13 protein-coding genes are annotated in these 19,055 nt (G+C 44.5%); 12 read left to right on the forward strand and 1 reads right to left on the reverse strand.

The window, feature by feature from the left end:
• Positions 1-209: 209 nt before the first annotated feature.
• Entirely contained in the window at positions 210-1,100 is an 891-nt protein-coding gene (locus PNC201_RS05235) for a DMT family transporter (protein ID WP_102056400.1), read from the reverse strand.
• 177 nt (positions 1,101-1,277) lie between these two features.
• On the opposite strand from PNC201_RS05235, the gene PNC201_RS05240 reads away from it, so the two are divergent.
• The 12 genes from PNC201_RS05240 (at position 1,278) to PNC201_RS05300 (ending at position 19,015) form a co-directional block, all read left to right on the forward strand.
• Complete coding sequence (locus PNC201_RS05240) at positions 1,278-2,225, forward strand: homoserine O-succinyltransferase (protein WP_102056401.1); 948 nt, start codon at positions 1,278-1,280, stop codon at positions 2,223-2,225.
• Positions 2,215-3,294: a homocysteine S-methyltransferase family protein gene (locus PNC201_RS05245; RefSeq protein ID WP_102056402.1), complete on the forward strand. Its 1,080-nt coding sequence runs from the start codon at positions 2,215-2,217 to the stop codon at positions 3,292-3,294. The genes PNC201_RS05240 and PNC201_RS05245 overlap by 11 nt, the downstream gene beginning before the upstream one ends.
• Before the next feature lie 9 nt (positions 3,295-3,303).
• Positions 3,304-5,931: a methionine synthase gene (gene metH, locus PNC201_RS05250; RefSeq protein WP_102056403.1), complete on the forward strand. Its 2,628-nt coding sequence runs from the start codon at positions 3,304-3,306 to the stop codon at positions 5,929-5,931.
• Between the two features lie 475 nt (positions 5,932-6,406).
• Entirely contained in the window at positions 6,407-7,291 is an 885-nt protein-coding gene (locus PNC201_RS05260) for a hypothetical protein (RefSeq protein ID WP_102056404.1), read from the forward strand.
• A complete protein-coding gene (locus PNC201_RS05265; protein ID WP_102056405.1) occupies positions 7,291-9,159 on the forward strand; it encodes a GGDEF domain-containing protein in 1,869 nt (622 codons plus the stop codon). The genes PNC201_RS05260 and PNC201_RS05265 overlap by 1 nt, the downstream gene beginning before the upstream one ends.
• A gap of 76 nt (positions 9,160-9,235) precedes the next feature.
• Complete coding sequence (hrpB, locus tag PNC201_RS05270; protein ID WP_102056406.1) at positions 9,236-11,746, forward strand: ATP-dependent helicase HrpB; 2,511 nt, start codon at positions 9,236-9,238, stop codon at positions 11,744-11,746.
• Between the two features lie 76 nt (positions 11,747-11,822).
• On the forward strand, positions 11,823-12,626 hold the full coding sequence (locus PNC201_RS05275) for an MBL fold metallo-hydrolase (protein ID WP_102056407.1): 804 nt from the start codon (positions 11,823-11,825) through the stop codon (positions 12,624-12,626).
• Between the two features lie 64 nt (positions 12,627-12,690).
• Complete coding sequence (locus tag PNC201_RS05280; RefSeq protein ID WP_102056408.1) at positions 12,691-13,791, forward strand: hypothetical protein; 1,101 nt, start codon at positions 12,691-12,693, stop codon at positions 13,789-13,791.
• A 318-nt stretch (positions 13,792-14,109) separates the two neighbouring features.
• Entirely contained in the window at positions 14,110-14,337 is a 228-nt protein-coding gene (locus PNC201_RS05285) for a DUF1496 domain-containing protein (RefSeq protein ID WP_010604090.1), read from the forward strand.
• 324 nt (positions 14,338-14,661) lie between these two features.
• A complete protein-coding gene (locus PNC201_RS05290; RefSeq protein ID WP_233525214.1) occupies positions 14,662-15,855 on the forward strand; it encodes an efflux RND transporter periplasmic adaptor subunit in 1,194 nt (397 codons plus the stop codon).
• A gap of 11 nt (positions 15,856-15,866) precedes the next feature.
• Positions 15,867-16,589: an ABC transporter ATP-binding protein gene (locus PNC201_RS05295; protein WP_102056410.1), complete on the forward strand. Its 723-nt coding sequence runs from the start codon at positions 15,867-15,869 to the stop codon at positions 16,587-16,589.
• Positions 16,589-19,015: an ABC transporter permease gene (locus PNC201_RS05300; protein ID WP_102056411.1), complete on the forward strand. Its 2,427-nt coding sequence runs from the start codon at positions 16,589-16,591 to the stop codon at positions 19,013-19,015. The genes PNC201_RS05295 and PNC201_RS05300 overlap by 1 nt, the downstream gene beginning before the upstream one ends.
• Positions 19,016-19,055: the final 40 nt, after the last annotated feature.

The raw sequence follows: 19,055 nt of genomic DNA on the forward strand, positions 1-19,055 counted from the left end.
ATTGTTTTTACATATTAATATAGTGATAACAAAAAGTCGTGTCTGCCTTTAATAAATCTTAGGTAGACTACTTTTTGAGATTTCACAACTGGTTAGCACCAAATGTTTAAATTTATCAGTATGACCAGATTGCACTTGATACGGTCAGGCGGTTGCATACAACTCATTAGATAGAGGCCAATATGCACACATATTAAGTGTGATATTGGCTATCCTTTTAGCAATAAAAATACCCCAGCCAAAGCAATTAGGCCTCCAAACATCATAGATTTAGTAATCGCTTCTCTGCGCAGTAGTCCAATCGTCATCACCATGAGCGGTGCCGTTGCAAAGATGGTTTGTGCGATAGCGGGATCGGTATGATTAACGGAAATCAACTGTAGCCACAGTCCAATAAAGGTGCCAAAAAACACTGCAATGAATAACCAGTTTTTACCGTCGATTTGTTTAAGTGTGAGTGCTTTAAACAGGCTTTGTGATTTCAAATAAACAACAATAAAGGCCACAAATAGGGTGCCGGATCCCAAGCGGATAAGTGCCGCCCACAAACTACTAATACTTTCGTTATTTAGCGCACCTTTGGAAAGCACCATACCCGCAGCTTGGCAAATGGCAGCCGTGAGTGCAAAGCAGACTCCCAAGAGATAATGTTTTTTGTCTAATACTGGCTGGCTTCTACTTGGCTTAATCGCCAGCATCACGCCAACGGTTGTCACTGCAATGCCGAGCCAAGCGGATGCGCTGAGATAAACACCAAGGAGCACAATGTTTAAGATCCCCGCGATGGCAGGTGCAAGACTTTCAATAACCAAAGTGCGAGCAGGACCTATATTTCTAAGTGCGGCAAAGTAGGCACTGTCACCAATCGCTATGCCCAGTACCCCACTTGCTATCAGCCAGCCCCAGCTCGAGGGTAAGGTCGGGTACATTGCATCACCTGCGATGAGCAAACACAAGATCATCAAAGCTGAAGCGATGACGCCTTTGCTGACGTTCAACTCAAATGGACTAAGGTGATGGCTAAATCGTTTGTACAGTATGGTTGAGCCAGCCCATACCCCAGCCGCTGCAATCGCTGCTGCTTCGCCAATACCAATCATAAATCTCAAGTTTCTTGTGTTTATTAATATGGTGGCAAGTATACATAAATTGAAATAATCAGTGAGAGGTAAGGAATCAAATTATTACCACTAATGTTTAGACGTCCATACATCTAGAGGTTGAAATTTTCTAGTTTTTGTCCATAATAATGCCATTCGATTAGTCTGGAGCAGCGCATGCCAATCACCGTCACCGACGAACTCCCAGCCATTGCCCAATTGCGTCATGAAAATGTGTTCGTGATGCCACAAAGTCGTGCATCAACTCAAGAGATCCGCCCAATGCGGCTCGCGATATTAAACTTGATGCCGAATAAGGTGGAGACTGAGGTGCAATTTATCCGATTACTGGCAAATACCCCTTTGCAGGTGAATGTTGATTTGTTGCGACTAGACACCCACCGCAGCTCTGAAAACTCAGAACAACATCTAGATATGTTTTATCGCTATTTTTCGGATGTGAAAGATCAAAACTATGATGCTTTGATCGTCACTGGCGCGCCGCTGGCGCATCTTGAATATGACGATGTGGTGTATTGGCAGGAATTGCAAGCATTTTTTGATTGGGCTGAGCACCATGTTACTTCAACCCTGTTTTCCTGTTGGGCCGCACATGCTGGCTTGTATCACCATTATGGGTTAAAGCGAGCGCTCAAAAATGACAAACTTTGCGGCGTATTCAAACACCACTGTTACTTTGACCACGGGGCGCTCACTCGTGGTTTTGATGATGAGTTTTTGGTGCCACACTCACGCTACGGCCACATCGACATCGATAAAATTAATGCGTGTAAAGACCTAGTGGTATTAGCAGGCTCTGAAAAAGTGGGCGCTTACTTAATTAAAAATCACTCAGGCAGCCAAGTCTATATTACCGGTCACCCTGAATACGACGCCGATACGCTACAAAAAGAATACCATCGTGACTGTGAAAAAATGGCCAACGCACCGCAGCCTGAGAACTATTTTCCTGAGAATGACACCAGCAAACGTCCATCTAAGACATGGCAAAGCCATGCATTCTTGTTATTCTCAAATTGGTTAAACTACTATGTTTACCAAACCACACCTTATGATATTAACTTAGTTAGCCAAGATGTAAGGACTAACAATTATGCCGAATAATGTAGCCGTAAACGGTGAGCAAATAGCAGAGCAGCTTAAGCAAGCAATGCAGCAACGTATTCTGATCTTAGATGGTGCAATGGGAACCATGATCCAAAAGCACAAATTAGAAGAACAAGACTATGGTGGTGAGCGCTTTAAAGATTGGCATGTCCTTATCAAAGGCAACAACGATCTGCTAAGTTTGACGCAGCCTGAGATAATCAAACAGATCCATCGTGATTATCTAGCTGCTGGCGCAGATATCATTGAAACCAATACTTTTAACGCCACCACCATCTCGATGGAAGATTATGACATGGCAAGCCTAAGTCGCGAGATTAATCTTGAATCGGCGAAGCTTGCACGTGCGGTATGTGATGAATTTACCGCCAAAGATCCCAGCAAGCCTCGCTATGTGGCAGGTGTACTTGGCCCAACGTCAAAAACCTGTTCGATTTCTCCAGATGTAAACGACCCTGGTTTTCGCAATATCACTTTTGACAAGTTGGTTGCAGCCTATGTCGAATCAACGCTTGCCCTTATTGAAGGCGGTGCGCACCTTATTTTGATTGAAACGATTTTTGATACGCTCAACGCCAAAGCCGCGTCTTACGGTGTAGAAGAAGCGTTCGAGCAAGCGGGCGTCACTCTGCCTGTTATGATCTCGGGCACAATTACCGACGCTTCCGGTCGCACGCTTTCAGGGCAAACCACCGAGGCGTTTTATAACTCCATTCGTCATATTAAGCCAATCTCTATTGGCCTCAACTGCGCGCTAGGCCCAGATTTATTAAGACAGTATGTAGAAGAGCTGTCACGGGTTTGTGAGACCTTTACCTCTGTACATCCAAACGCAGGGCTTCCTAACGAGTTTGGTGAATACGACCTAGAAGCCGATGACATGGCAAAAGAGATTATCGATTGGGGCAATGAAGGATTTATCAATATTGTTGGCGGCTGCTGTGGCACCACGCCCGAACATATTCGCGCCTTCGCGAGAGGCCTTGAGCAAACCCAGCCGCGTAGCTTGCCTAACATCGAAGTGCGGATGCGTTTGGCAGGTCTTGAAGCCTGTAACTTAAATTAGGAATTCACCATGACACAAACAGCAGTATTTACCAATGTCGGTGAACGTACCAATGTAACGGGATCGGCAAAATTTAAGCGCTTAATTTTAGAAGAAGATTACGAAACCGCGCTGGATGTTGCCAGAGAGCAGGTTGAAAGCGGCGCGCAAGTGATCGATATCAACATGGATGAAGCCATGTTGGACTCAAAAGCTGCGATGGTGAAGTTTCTTAATCTGATAGCGTCAGAGCCGGATATTTCTAAAGTCCCCATCATGGTCGACTCGTCTAAATGGGAAGTCATTGAAGCGGGTCTGAAATGTATTCAAGGTAAAGCCATTGTAAACTCAATCTCCTTAAAAGAGGGTGAGGCACCATTTATCCACCAAGCCAAAATCATCAAGCGCTTTGGTGCTGCTGTGGTGGTGATGGCATTTGATGAAGTTGGTCAAGCGGAAACCGCAGAACGAAAGTTTGAGATCTGTCAGCGCTCTTACAAAATCTTGGTTGACGAGCTTGGGTTTCCACCTGAAGACATTATTTTTGACCCTAATATTTTCGCGGTCGCTACGGGTATCGAAGAACACGATAACTACGCCGTAGAATTTATCGAGGGCACGCGCAGAATTAAGCAAAACCTGCCACACTGTAAAGTGTCAGGGGGTGTATCTAACGTATCCTTCTCATTCCGTGGTAACAACCCGGTGCGTGAAGCGATCCACTCTGTGTTTCTTTACCATGCGATTAAAGCAGGCATGGATATGGGGATCGTCAATGCCGGTCAGTTAGCCGTGTATGACGATATTCCAAAAGAGCTCCGTGATGCCGTTGAGGATGTGATCCTCAATACCGACGCCGGTGCTGGCGAACGATTGGTTGAGATCGCGCCTAAATACTCGGGCATGGCGCAAGCCGAAAAACAGGAAGATTTAGAGTGGCGTTCTTGGCCAGTTGAAAAACGCTTGGAGCACGCCTTAGTTAAAGGGATCACCGAGTTTATCGACGAGGATACCGAGGCCTGTCGCCAACAGTTTGATAAGCCAATTCAAGTGATTGAAGGGCCACTGATGGATGGCATGAACGTGGTTGGCGACTTGTTTGGCGCGGGCAAAATGTTCCTGCCTCAAGTGGTGAAATCTGCTCGAGTGATGAAGCGCGCGGTTGCCTATCTTGACCCTTACATTGAGGCCGAAAAAGAAGAAGGCTCTAGTAACGGTAAAGTGATCATGGCCACGGTTAAGGGCGATGTACACGACATTGGCAAAAACATTGTGGGCGTGGTACTGCAATGTAACAACTACGAAGTCGTGGACTTGGGTGTGATGGTGCCAGCAGAGAAAATTCTGCAAACGGCCATTGACGAAAACGCTGATGTCATTGGTCTGTCTGGCCTTATTACGCCATCCCTTGATGAAATGGTGCATGTTGCGAAAGAAATGACGCGTCGCGGCTTTGATATTCCTCTACTCATTGGTGGTGCAACCACATCGAAAGCGCATACGGCGGTTAAAATTGAACCTCAGTACGATAAAGGTGTGATCTACGTCAATAACGCCAGTCGTGCGGTTGGTGTGGTATCTAGCCTGCTAAGTAAAACCCAAAAGCCAGAGTTTTTAGCAAAAACAGCGGACGAATACGTCAAAGTACGGGAGCAGCAGGCGCGCAAAAAGCCACGTTCAAAACCGGTTACTTTGGCGCGTGCGCGCGATAATGCGGTAAAACTTGATTGGCAAAGCTACACGCCACCGGTGCCAAATAAGTTGGGGATCACCGAGTTTAAAGACGTGAGCATTAAAACGCTACGTGATTATATTGACTGGACGCCATTTTTTATGACCTGGTCATTGGCCGGTAAATATCCACGTATTCTACGAGACGAAGTGGTTGGTGAAGAGGCGCAAAAACTGTTTCATGATGCCAATGCCATGTTAGATCAGTTAGAACAAGCGGGCACTTTACAGCCACTGGGTGTGATTGGATTGTTCCCTGCTAACCGCGTGGGTGATGATATTGAAATTTATACCGATGAGTCGCGCAGCGAAGTCTTGGTTACGTCATGTCAGCTGCGTCAGCAAACCGAAAAAACCGATTTCCCTAACTATTGTTTGTCGGATTATATTGCACCTAAAGGCACACCTGATTATTTCGGTGCATTTGCCGTCACTGGTGGTCTTGAAGAAGATGACTTAGCAGATGCATTTGATGCCAAGCAAGATGACTACAACAAGATCATGATTAAAGCGGTCGCAGATCGCTTAGCCGAGGCATTTGCTGAATATTTACATGAGCAAGTGCGTAAAGTGTACTGGGGATTTGCAGCGGATGAAGCGCTAAGTAACGAAGAACTTATCCGTGAAAACTATCAAGGGATCCGTCCTGCGCCAGGGTATCCAGCGTGCCCTGAACACACCGAGAAACAAAAAATTTGGCAGTTGTTAGATGTCGAAAACCGTATCGGTATGAAGCTGACTAGCTCATACGCCATGTGGCCGGGAGCAGCGGTGTCGGGTTGGTATTTCTCACATCCAGATTCTAAGTACTTTGCCGTTGCCAGTATTCAAAGAGATCAAGTAGAAGACTATGCTGCGCGTCAAGCGATGTCGCTAGAAGAAGCGGAGCGTTGGCTTGGTCCTAACTTAGGATATGAAACGGCATAATAGCTGAATTGAAGCCTAGCTTAACTTAATTCAAGACTAGGGCCTGTTGACCTTTGCTGTTTGATTTTTGTTCTTCTGAGTATGTTTTGGTCGCGACGCTCGACTTGCCGCCTAGTAATCTAGGCAAAAGTTGAGCAACAATGAACAAAGCGTACTCAGGTGAACCCAAAGGGCAGCGCTTGATTGGCATTTCTACTTTGTTATCGCCTGACTCACATAGAGCAACTATGCTACGCAGGCTCTGCCTTGTATAAATACCAATCAAACTGCTGCAAAAACAAACTTGAAAGATAAACAGGCCCTAAGTTAAGCTGGGCTTTTCATTGCTTTCACTTTGTGAGTTTTAACGTTTATTGGCGAGCTGATAAATTTCAAATCCAAATTCATTAGAATATGTTGTTTAGTAGTTAACAGAGCACGCTAAATTCAAGTATACTGAGTTGAATAACTGTTAATAATAAGGCTTTACTCAACAATGAAGATGAAGTGGCTGTTTTCACTCCTTTTTATTTCCAATCTCTGTTGGGGGAGCAATCAGCTGGTTGTTGACATTATCAGTAGCGAAAATTTCAGTCAGCGTTATGAGCACTTTCTTGCTGGTCGTGACGTTTTAGACGTTGATTCTTTTTTTCCAACCACCAAAGGTTCGCATATTGAAATCATCGAAATGGTGTTACTACAGCAGGCCTTGTTTCTTGGTGGTGAGACGCGCAAAGTTGTATTTAATCCAAAACCTTCGGTGAATATTTTAGAGTTTTCCGATCTGATCGCTGGGGAAAGTTTAATCCTTGCTCGCAGTGTTTGGCATGAAAATATCGTGGACTATCGCGGCTCATTATTTATCTCAGATCCGCTTGTTGAAGTAGGAGATTACGAAGCTGGGCTTTACGTCACCAAGCGTAATGTCGCACTGCAGCAAACGCCGCTTTCACAGCTTCGGCAGCTGAATGTGGTATCTAACCCGCAATGGGAAGTGGATTGGCGTGCCTTGATGAATACAGATTTACACATGGTGAGCTTTATTGGCCCGTGGGAAACTATGTTGGCAATGGTAGAAAGTGATGTCGTCGACACTATGTTGATTAATTTTAGCGTGAGTGATTCTTTAACTTTAAATTTTGAAGGTAAAGAATATGTCCCAATCGAAAATATTAAGGTTGTCTTGCCAGACTCTCGGCATTTTGTCGTCAGTAAAAATCATCCTGAAGGCGTGCAAATATTTGCGGCACTCAATCGTGGGTTAAAAATACTTAAACGACGAGGCGTGATCAAACGGGCATTGACAGAATCTGGTTTTATCAACAAAAAAGTGGCGAATTGGCAGGTGGCTAACGCTGAAATGCTGGTGGGGGGGGACTAATGCAGCCAGCTGTGGTATCGCTTTGCATATTGGTAAGTGCGCTAATTACATTTTGTGGTTTTGCTTACGAATCATCGGAACAAATACAGCGCAACTTAAATGCGCTACAAATGTCGGCTGAACAAGATTATGACTTGTCTTTATTACCGGACATCAGAGCTCTTCGAGAGCAAGCGCGTGCGCAAGGTAATAAGCCGTTGCAAATCAAAGCATTACTGTTAGAGGGTAGTATAGTTCAACACTTTGGTGAGTTTGAGGATGGTTTGGACTTGCACCAACAAGCGTTGCAGTTGGCCGAAGCCGATAATAATACATTTTTAAAGGCAAACACCTATCTCGCCATCGCTCACCTTGATATTGACTTAGAGAGCTATGAGTTAGCGCAGCGCTATTTAGATAAAGCCTCATTGCTGGCTGAGCAAATTGATGATAATGCCCAGGTAAAAGCCGATATCAGTTTATGGCAGTCGCGCTTGAATATGGATAAGGGCGCTTATCGTTTAGCGCTTAAGTCTTCTTTCGTACCAGAGATTTCAGGCATTCGGCAGGAGACGCTTGCGCAGTTAAAGCTGACGCGTTCTTGGGCTCATTTACAGCTCGGGGAATATTTACCAGCCAAGCAAATTCTAGATGAATTAGACAATGCGGGTTATTTGGTTCAAAACCAAAGAATGCGGATTATGTCGGCAGTGCAGCGTGCCAGAGTGGCTTTACAAAGTGGCGATTTTGCAACTTCAATTGATTTAGCTCAGGCTGGGCTGAGAGATACACTCGGCACACGTTTTTTACTTTTTCAATCTCAGTTGCAGTGGATACTGGCCTCAGCCTATGCTCAGCTTGGAGACTATCAGCAAGCGCATCGTTATTTAAAACGCTATGCCGTTACCGAGCAGTCACTGAATTTGCAAAAGCGTAATAACAAACTACTTAAGCTAGAAGCGCAATATTCTCTTGCCCAACAAAAGCAGGCACTTAATGAGCTTGAGCGAGACAATGCCCAGCAGGCAAAGCAGATTATGGCGCATCAGCAACAGATAGAAAATGCAAGATTAAGCCAGCAGCGTTGGTTATTGATAGTCCTGCTTGTATTTACCTTAGCGCTGGTCTTTTATTGGCGTTGGCAAAATCGCCTTTACACCAAGCTGTTAGAAAGTCAGGTTGCGCAGCGTACTGAGGAACTCGCAGAGCGAAATAAGCGGTTACAAACCCTTAGTTTCACCGATAGCTTGACCGGTCTGAGTAATCGGCATCATTTTTTTAGCGTGATCGATGGCACCATTGAAGTGTACAGGCAAAAGTGGCAAATTCCGCAAACACAACAGAATGCCGATCTAATTTTTGTGATTATTGATATCGACCACTTTAAAAATATCAATGATAGTTTTGGCCATGCCGCAGGAGATATCGTGTTGCAAGACTTTGCTGAAATCCTCAAACAATGCACACGAGAGTCAGATATATTAGTGCGCTGGGGTGGGGAAGAGTTTTTGTTGGTGATGCCGGATATGGACAGAGCGGCTGCGCACGAAGTGACAGAACGGATCCGTCGCCAAGTGGAGAGCTATCCATTTGTGGTGAACGATCAAACTATCAACTGTACTTGTTCAATTGGCTTTGCTCCATTCCCGTTTGACCCAACACAACCAGACAAGCTTAACTGGGAACATGTGTTAGAGTTAGCCGACGGTGGCTTATATCTTGCGAAAGAATCTCATCGTAATGCCTGGGTTGGCGTGCACACTGGAGACGAGGAAGTACAGAGTCCGGCAGAGCACATGGTGCAAAATCTACGCTCATATTTACAAGCAGGCAAACTAAAAACGTGGTCAAATCTATCCGATCTTATTTATGCTTGTAATACTCGTTAAGCGAATTCTGCTGTTTGGAGACATCCAGTTTAGGTGTATCATATTGAACAAGATAGAATAATAAAGCGCTATAGTTTTGCTGCCGATTGAAGCCTTCATCCCCGAGATTATTTCCACCTTAAACAATGATAACCGTCTGGTATTACAAGCCGAGCCCGGCGCAGGTAAATCGACCTTAGTGCCGCTGCGTTTACTGCAAGCTGATATTTTTTCCGGTAAAAAAATTATTATGCTTGAGCCACGTCGTGTTGCTGCAAAATCTATCGCGACCTATTTGGCCAAACAGCTGGGGGAATCGGTCGGTGAGCGAGTCGGTTATCAAATCCGAAACGAGCAACGTGTTTCATCCAACACCCGCTTGGAAATCGTCACCGAAGGCGTATTGACTCGCCGTCTTCAAGCGGATCCCGAACTCAGTGATGTTGCACTTATTATCTTCGATGAATTCCATGAGCGTTCTATTCATGCGGATCTAGCTTTAATGCTCGCGTTTGAAGTGCAACAAGCGTATCGCGACGACCTCAAATTACTGGTGATGTCTGCAACGATAGACACCGAGCTTTTATCGAATTATCTGGATGGTGCACCAAGGTTATCTTGCCCCGGTAAAACCTATCCTGTTGAAATTGAATATGTCGGTAAAGCGAGTCGTTACTTAGCGGAGCATGTATTAAGTGCGCTGCGTCACGCTTTCACTCTACAAAGCGATGGTGATGTATTGGTTTTTCTTCCTGGGCAGGCTGATATTCAGCGCTGCATTGAGGCGTGCCAAGTGCTTGACCAAAGTAATATTGAGCTTCTGCCTTTGTACGGCGGGTTACCCTTATCTGAGCAAGAGAAAGTACTCAGTAAAAGCGCCAGCGCATCAAGACGTATTATTTTTTCGACCAATATTGCTGAGACCAGTTTGACTATAACCGGGATCACTATGGTTATAGATTCTGGCCTTGAAAAACGCTTAACCTATGACGTTAGAAGCGGTCTCTCGCGGCTCGATACGGTGATGATCTCAAAGGCATCAGCAACACAACGTGCAGGGCGTGCGGGTCGTCTACAAGCGGGCCATTGTTTACGTCTTTGGCGCGAAAGCGAGCATAATAATTTAAGTGACTTTCAGCCAGAAGAAATAACCACCACTGACCTTTCTGACTTAGCGTTAGAGCTCAGCGCGTGGGGAGTGACACAATACAAGGACGCGAATTGGCTAACATCGCCACCGGTGCAACATTTTTCGGTGGCCTGTCAATTGAATCAGTCGCTTGGCTTGGTCGATGCGCATAATAAAGTGTTAACTGCTGGGCAGCGTGCACTACAACTGGGGGTTTCGCCTCGTCTTGCCTGCATGCTACTGCGATGTGAGTCGCTAATTTCGCAACAACTTGCTTGTTTTTTGGCGGCAATATTGAGCGAGCGAGATATTTTAGTACAAGCTAACACAAGTGATGTATGTGAACGAGTATTGGCATTGGTAGAGTTTGTGCAAGACCGTACCCGTGCCGCCAAAGCATATCGCTTGCACAGAGCTGTCGCAGAGCAGGCCGTAAAATTGGCCAAATCATTTGCACACAGACTGGGAATTAGTCTCAAGAGTGAAGCAATCACCCTTGTAGATATTCAAACCTTAGCACCTACTTTATTGCTCCATGCCTTTCCTGACAGAGCTGCACAAAAACGTCCTTTAGGGGACAACCGCTACTTACTTGCGAATGGTCGGGGGGTGACATTACGTGACGGCGATCCGCTGCAAGGTCAGGCTTATTTGATTGTTTGTGATGTGGATGGCAAAAATAAGGATGGCTTGGTATTTCTAAGCTGCGCAATCGAAAAGAGCACATTACTTGAGCAGCTAGCGCCATATTTGAGTGAGGTGGTGCAGTATCAACTGGATAGTAAAAAAGAGGCGATTCAGGGCCGGCAACAAGTTAAATATCATGCTCTGGTATTAAAAGAGCAAAACCTGAGTCAGATCCCCAAAGAAGCGTTTGCCCAATGTGTGAAGGATATTCTCACATCGGAAGGACTTGGTTTGCTCAATTGGTCGGTAAAAAGTCACGCTTGGCTCGCTCGAGCTAAATGGTTAAGTGAACAATTGAATACCTTCCCACAGATATCTGAGTCAAGTTTGATAGCGCAGCTTGATACTTGGTTATTGCCCTATTTGACGGGCGTAAACACTATCAAACAACTGAAGCAACTGGATATTTTTAACCTGCTTCAAGCGACACTCACTTGGGAGCAGCAACAGCAACTCGAAGCGCAAGCACCTGAGTTTTATGTTACGCCAAGCGATAAGCGAGTCGCGATCCGCTACGATGAGCACCAAGGGCCAACCGTTTCTGTGGTGTTACAAGAAATGTTTGGTCAATTGACGTCGCCAACGCTCGCCAATGGTCAAGTCGCAGTGCGATTTGAGCTGTTATCTCCAGCGAAAAGGCCAATCCAAACCACCAGTGATTTAAGCAACTTTTGGCAAACTTCTTATTTTGAGGTGGCCAAAGAAATGCGTGGTCGATATCCAAAACACCGATGGCCAGATAAACCGCTTGAGGAAAAGCCCGGCCGCTCCATAAAAGCGAGAGGAAAGTAGGCTGGTGGAGCAACAGGCTTGTAAAGAAGTCATAATGGCTATAACGTGAACAGTCTAATGTAGAAAGGAGTGTGAAATGCGGTCTATTACGGGGTTCATCTTATTGGGCTTAATTGTTGCTCAGCCAACTTATAGCGGTGAGTTTGAAGTGCTTTATCAATCTGACACAGCAAAAGTCGTTAGAGATAAAAGTTATGGCACAAACATTGGGATCTTTGCAACGAAAAGGGGAGTGGTGATCATTGACCCCACAGCTGAAGATGCGGATTTGCCAAAGCTCAATGATTTGATACAGAATAGCTTTCAGACCGAGAAAAAATACCTGCTAAATACGCATAGTCATTCGGATCACACTGGTGGTAATGCTTTTTTCCAACAACAGGGTTTTACACTTATTGACAGCCCACAAGGGTTAAAGGAGCTTGGGGTGATAAAGCATACTCAAGCCGTTTCACATACCGCCAATGACAACATTCTCTATCACCCCACGAGCAATATTTTATTCACCGGGGACATTTACACCACAAACTGGCATCCAACATTTTATGCTGGGGGCTTAACGGGTTTTAATAAAGCGGTAGACTTACTTTTATCGATTGGCGATCAAAATACGTTGATTGTGCCAGGTCATGGCAAACCTACATCGAAAAGAGAACTCGAAGAACATAGAATTCAAACATTCGCTTTGGTTGAGCGGGTGAAGATTTTGAATCAAGCGGGTAAGTCGGTTGAGCAAATAAAGAACGATGAGGAGATTAAGCGCTTATTATCACAGTTTAATCTTGAAGGGCGACAACCCTTTCTTCCAGAGCGGGCGCTGAATACATTTGTAAAGCGGACATTATCTGTGGTAGCCAATTATCCAGAAAATCACAAGTAAGATCAGTTTTAGTTAAGCTTTGTTCATCAATACTAAACCTTTAGCATTCTAGGTGTGTATGTAGATGGTCTGGGCTAAAATAGGTAAATTTGTATTACTTACTATCTTGGTGGTATTAAGTTGGTCATCAGCTTTCAATCTCACCATGACGGAGTTCATTGATGGAGCGCTGCTACAATCTTCACTCGTCTATGCTTCAGCACGTACAGTAAATGGCGCTATTTCTTTGTTGCAATCTGCCGAGGTTGGGATTGGTGTTGCAAGCATTCAGCCTGCGCAGCTACTCGATCCTATCAATGATTTAGCTGAATACATTTCTGATGTGATGCAACTAGCCATTGGCTCTTTGTTTATACAACGAATTCTCTACACCATTTCTACTCATGTATTGTTTAGTGTCGCTTTTACTGTCACGGTAATTGGATATTTCGTGTGCTGCTATCTAGGGCTTTGGCAAACGGTTAGAACTAAAATATTAGCCACGATGCTATTGATCCGTTTTGTGGTTCCCTTTGTAATTCTATCGACAGGTCTCACTAGCCAACTCTTACTGGACCAAGAAATAAATAAACAAAGTGAAGTTGTGTCGAGCAGTGTTGATCTCTTCCAATCTCAAGCAACAAAGACCAGTGCGCAAAGTGCAAAAATAAAGGCCCAAATCACCGGTCAAAAGCAAAGCCATAGTGAACAAATAGCGTTATTGACAAAACAACAGATCCGTCTTCATGGTGAAGCTACCGAGCTACATGCTGAAATTACCGCGCTGGAAGGTGATATTGAAGCGGCTCAAGCAAACCGTAGTTTATCCGAGTGGCTAACATTTACCAAAAGTGAAGAGGCTAAGCCACTGATTGAAAAGCAACAACGATTGGCTAGTGATAAGGCTAAAATTGATACTCAAATTGCACTTATTAATAGAGAGAAAGATCAACATCAACAACAAATAGAAAGGCTCAATGAGCAGCTACACGGTAGTAATGAGGGGACGTTAAGTCGAGCAATTAAAGCCGTTTCTAGTGGTATTAACGATATGCTCGACGCTGCTGAGTCACTCTTTATCGACTTCTTAAACGTGGTATCGCTTTTGCTACTGAAGTTAGTATTGATGCCGCTGTTATTTTTCTATTTGGCGAGCAAAACCTTTAAAGCGATTTGGCGATTATAGTATTAGAGTCTAAGAATACCTCCACGTATATAGACATAAAATATAGTTCAATAGGGCCAGTGTTAATATGATTAGCATCATTCTTAAAGACTTCTATAGAGTTTTAGAATTCGGTGGTCGGTGTTAAATAATTGACATTGGAATTGAAATAGGTACGATTTAAAATTAGTCAGTTTTTATTGCTTTTAAGTTGTTTTAGGTAATTTCTGAGCAGGTTGAAATGTAATAAGAGCTTGGCTGTTGCGGTTGATATACCCGTCTTAACATGTAAATGAAACACCCCATAGGCTTTGTGGGCTGAATAAAAAGGAAATTAAAATGATAAAATATATTTTTTCAGTTTTGCTATTAGCACCTGTTTTTTCAATTGCTGCTGAAGCGAATAATGTTGAAGTAAATAACAAACAAGCAAAAACTTACGACTCAACAAAGTTTTGCTACTACGCAGATAAACAATTCTCTGAAGGCGCAAAACACTATATCGGCGATGTCGTGCAGCGTTGTGTTAGACGTGGGGACAATATCTTGGTCTGGAAGACACTCTAGTTTGCTGTAAACTTCGCGACCTATCATAGGTGTGTAGCTTACATCGGTTATACACCTCTAACTATGACCAAGTTAAAGCGTAACTAAGAGTTACTTTCTAGACTTCCAATTCATTATTTACTTCAAAAATTCCCAGAAAAGCTCTGCCACAGTCCCACTGTTGGGAAAGAAACACAAACAAAAAATCAAAAAACACAATAAATCAATTGCTTAACTTTGGCATGGATGTCGCTTTTACGTATAAAAAATTAATACAGTGAAGCGATGGATATTAAAACGACTCTGACAAAACCACCTGTCAAGGCTTTTAGGTGGCGATTAATTGTGACTGTCACCCTAATTATACTCTTTGGTATGTTGTTCTTACCGGACAAGCACCAGCTAGATGTAGAAACACTCAAGTTTGCCTCTATTCAATCCGGGCCAATAGAATTTAGTGTTAAAGGCTATGGAAGGTTACGCTCAAAGATCAGTAGAGAGATCACGACCGCATTTGCAGCTCAAGTTGAAACCATACTGCATCTTCCAGGCAGTAGGGTAGAGCCAGACACCGTTATTTTACAGTTAACCAATCCTGAGTTAACTCAGCAACTCCACCGAGAAAGACTAGTACTCGCTAGGCAAAAGGCCAATGTTGAAGCGTTAAGGCTAAGCCAAGAAAGTGAGCGACTAGTATTGAAAGGACAAAATACCCTACTCAGCAGTGAGCTTGAAAATGCCAAATTGCGAGAACAGGCTGAGCGCCAATTAGTTACTCAAGGCATAGTTTCAAGCTTAGATCATCAGCGCTCAAGCTTAACTGTTGCTCAGTTAAGCGAGCGAGTAAAGCTCGCTCAGCTGCAACTTAGCCAAACCAGTGCATTACACAAGCAAAGAATTGAGATTGAACTAGAACTATTAAAAGAATATGAGCTGAGCTATCAGGTCGCGCTTCAGGCGGTGGAGCAATTACAAGTCACTGCGGGGATCAGCGGCATGTTGCAGCAAGTACATGTTAGTCAAGGTCAAGCAATTACACGCGGGCAGGCGCTAGCTGTGGTGGGCAGTGAGCGAACTTTGGTAGCCGACTTACTGGTGCCAGAGCGAGAAGCAAGCGAGATTATCTTAGGTCAACGAGCAGTAGTAGACACCTTTGTTGGTCAGGTTGAGGCAAAGGTTAGCCGCATTGTGCCCATCGTACAAGACGGGCGTATTGCGATAGAGCTGGCATTGCTTGGGGAGCTGCCAAGCAATGCTCGCCCACTTTTGACTGTTGAAGGGCAAATTTTTACAGCAAAAAAGACCGCCGCACTTTCACTTATTAAGCCACCGCGTGCAACTCCACAATCTCAGAGTCAATTATTTGTTTTAGATAAACAAAACAACATGCTTATCAAAAAAAGTTTCAAGTTTGGTAAACTAGCCGGCAATGCCATAGAAGTACTCGAAGGCGGTGTATCCGGTGAGCAAGTGGTGGTGTCAGAAATGTCTGACTACCAGCACCTAGAAAAAATAACAATTAAATCACTCAATCGGTAAAGGAAGAACAAATGGACAAGACAATTTTGGCATTACATCAAGTGAGCAAAGTGTTCTTTGGCGAGGATGTTGAAACTCACGCCATTAGCAACATTAACCTTGAAATTGAAATGGGCGATTATGTTGCGATAACTGGCCCGTCAGGATCGGGAAAATCCACTCTATTGAGCATTCTTGGACTATTAGATGACATCACGTCGGGCAGCTATCGCATCCAAGATATAGAAACCAGTACGCTAGACGCAGACACGCAAGCAGAGCTGCGTAATTTGCATATCGGTTTTGTCTTTCAGTCATTTAATCTACTGGATGGGTTAACGGTATTTGATAATGTGGCTTTACCGCTTCAGTATCGAGAGCCTGCGCTTGCGACTGACGAAATTGAGCGCCGTGTGATGGGCGCGCTTAAGCAAGTTGAAATGTCTCACCGAGCAAAACATAAACCAAACCAACTATCTGGTGGACAGCAGCAGCGAGTGGCTATTGCGCGTGCGCTTGCAGGCGAGCCAAGTATCTTATTAGTTGATGAACCAACTGGAAACCTCGATTCTAAAAATGGGGATGCGGTAATGGCCTTGCTGGGAGAGTTGAATAGGCAAGGCACAACCATTTGCATGGTGACGCACGATATTCGCTATGCAGGTTATGCCAAGCGGCAAATTCAGCTTTTAGATGGTGTACAGGTTTCATCAAGCGTTGCAAAACGCGATATTTGTACTGCGGAGGTGGTGTAATGGGGTTTTTGCAACTTCGGCGTCAACTAGGGCTGGCAATCAAAAGTTTGCTTCAAGTACCGAATTTTTGTATCACGCTAGTACTAACGTTGGCACTCGCGTTAAGCTGCTTTTTTGTCGCATTGAGTCTGTTTAGTGGCTTTTTTATTAAGCCGCTTGAGATTGAAAATGAATCGCGATTTGTGGTGGTAGAACAAAAAAACGTATACCAAGACAGGGCGTCTGAAGGGTTGCAAAGCTTTCAAAATATGCTGAACTGGTATCAGATCCCCTCCATATTTGAAAAACGAGCTTTGATCAGTAGCTTTTCCGATGTGGTTGAAAATCTAGCTGGCAAGCCAAAGCTTACGCTGACTTTTGCAAGTTCGGATTATTTTAGTATGGTGAAAATGCCGCTAGCACTGGGGCGATACCTAACGCCGACGAAAAGTATTAGCCAGAAAAATCCAGAGGTCATTATTTCCTATAAACTTTGGCAACAATACTTCAATGGTGATGACAATGTGCTTGGGGAGAGTTTGCGGATTGTTGGCAGACTGTACACCATCGTCGGTGTTGCTGCGCGTACGCATATTGACCCTTACTTTTTAAGTGAAGGAAATGGGGCGCTGTGGCTTAGTTTTTCTGAAGATGAGCGATTTTTTGGTGATCAGCGCGGCGAGTATCATCCGTGGAGTAGCAGACTAAACAACTTGAAGTTAATGGCGATATTACCAGTCAATAGTGGTCAGGATATCCTCGCAGAGCAGCTATATCAAAATGCTCAACTGCACCAAAGCGAATGGAAATCGGCTGACGAAGCGTTACTTGATATTGAACCTATAGTACGTTCGTACCGTGACGTAGAACTGGCGGGACATGACAAGCTTGCCATTATCGTGTTGTTGAGTGTGTCATGCTTGGTACTCATCGCAATTTTTAATGTGAGTAATTTGTTTATCTCTCGAGCTCACACCATCCAGCAGCAACTGACCTTACAAGCTATGCTCGGTGCGAAGCGTAAGCTGTTGTTTCGTGGAATTTTGCTAGAAGCGCTGTTATTGGTGTCAGGCGCTGTGCTGGTGGGGTTATTTATCGCCGCGTGGGAGCTGAGGTTAGTTAAATCGCTCACCAGTGGTTATTTGCCGCTGATTGATACCTTAACCTTAGATACCACTGTACTGCTCAGTGCTATCCTAACCGTACTGTTATTGGCTTTATTGTTTGCGTTTGTCACCTCACGCATGATTGATTTTAGCCAGCTTAAGCAAAGCATGCAGTCGTCAGGTAAAGGCAGCGTAAAAGCGGTACGCATAGCGACGACAAAAACACTGGTTGCGGTACAGCTGTTTTTTACCACTGTGTTGGTGCTTGGGGCGACCTTAGTGTTGTGTAAAAGCGCCGATACCTTGCTTAGACCGCTCGGAACAAAGTTGGACAATATGTATAGCGTGATGCTACATATTCCCGCAGATCCCACTCCATTTCCCGCGCGTTACGCCAATATTGAAAGATTCAAACTCGCGCTGACTAACATTCCGGGCGTGTTAGGCGTAGCCCATGGAGAAAGTCCATTACAAAGCGATGTCCCTGTGGTTGCTATGCAAGATATGGCGGGTGAATGGACACCGAGCATGGTTAGAGGTAACGTTGGGCCGGATTATTTTGCATTAACTGGGCTTGAGCTCGTTGCCGGGCGCACTTTTAGCGAAGCTGCAATTCGAGGCGAAAAGGAAGAGGCTATTGTTTCTTGGGCTGCGGCACAGGCGTTAAAACCAGATGGGGATGTGATTGGTGAAACGTATTTTATTTTTAACCCAGATGTACCTGCTGAAATCGTAGGTATTTCAAAAAACTTCAATTACCCTAAACGTCATCATGAACTTCAAGGTAAAACCGTTTGGCTACCCGCGCTGCCTTTGGGTTATCCATTTATGATAGAAATGGAACCGGGAGCATCACTTACTCGCGCTCAGATCCAAAATGCCATCAGCGCCGTGAATGGTCAGGCGGGAATATGGCGTTTTTTAAACTTAACAAAGACATATCAGAGCATTACCTATTTGGAGCGCCTGACTTTACTGCTAAGCTTTGCGCTTTGTGGTTTTTGTTTGTTGTTATCTGGGGTGGGCATTTACGGTGTGCTTAACTATAGCTTTCAACAAAGACGCTACGAGTTTGGGATGCGAATGGCACTTGGTGCCAAACGACACCGCTTATATCGGTTGTTATTGTCAGATACCATCGCGCCGATGCTAGTGGCGATGTTGGCTGCCATTATGGTTGTTGCGGGATTTTATATAAGTGTTTCGTCAGATTGGTTGTTGGCAAAATCCAGCTGGTTGTTTGTAGTGATTGTTACCATGTTGGCTTTTGCGTTAGCCACGGCGATTTACCCAATGAGACAGTTAATAAACTCGACACCAATGCGAGCATTAAAACATTAAAGTTTGGGCGTAAGCCCAAACAGAATATAAGTAGGAAGTG

Source organism: Pseudoalteromonas sp. NC201 (assembly GCF_002850255.1).
Taxonomy (GTDB): domain Bacteria; phylum Pseudomonadota; class Gammaproteobacteria; order Enterobacterales; family Alteromonadaceae; genus Pseudoalteromonas.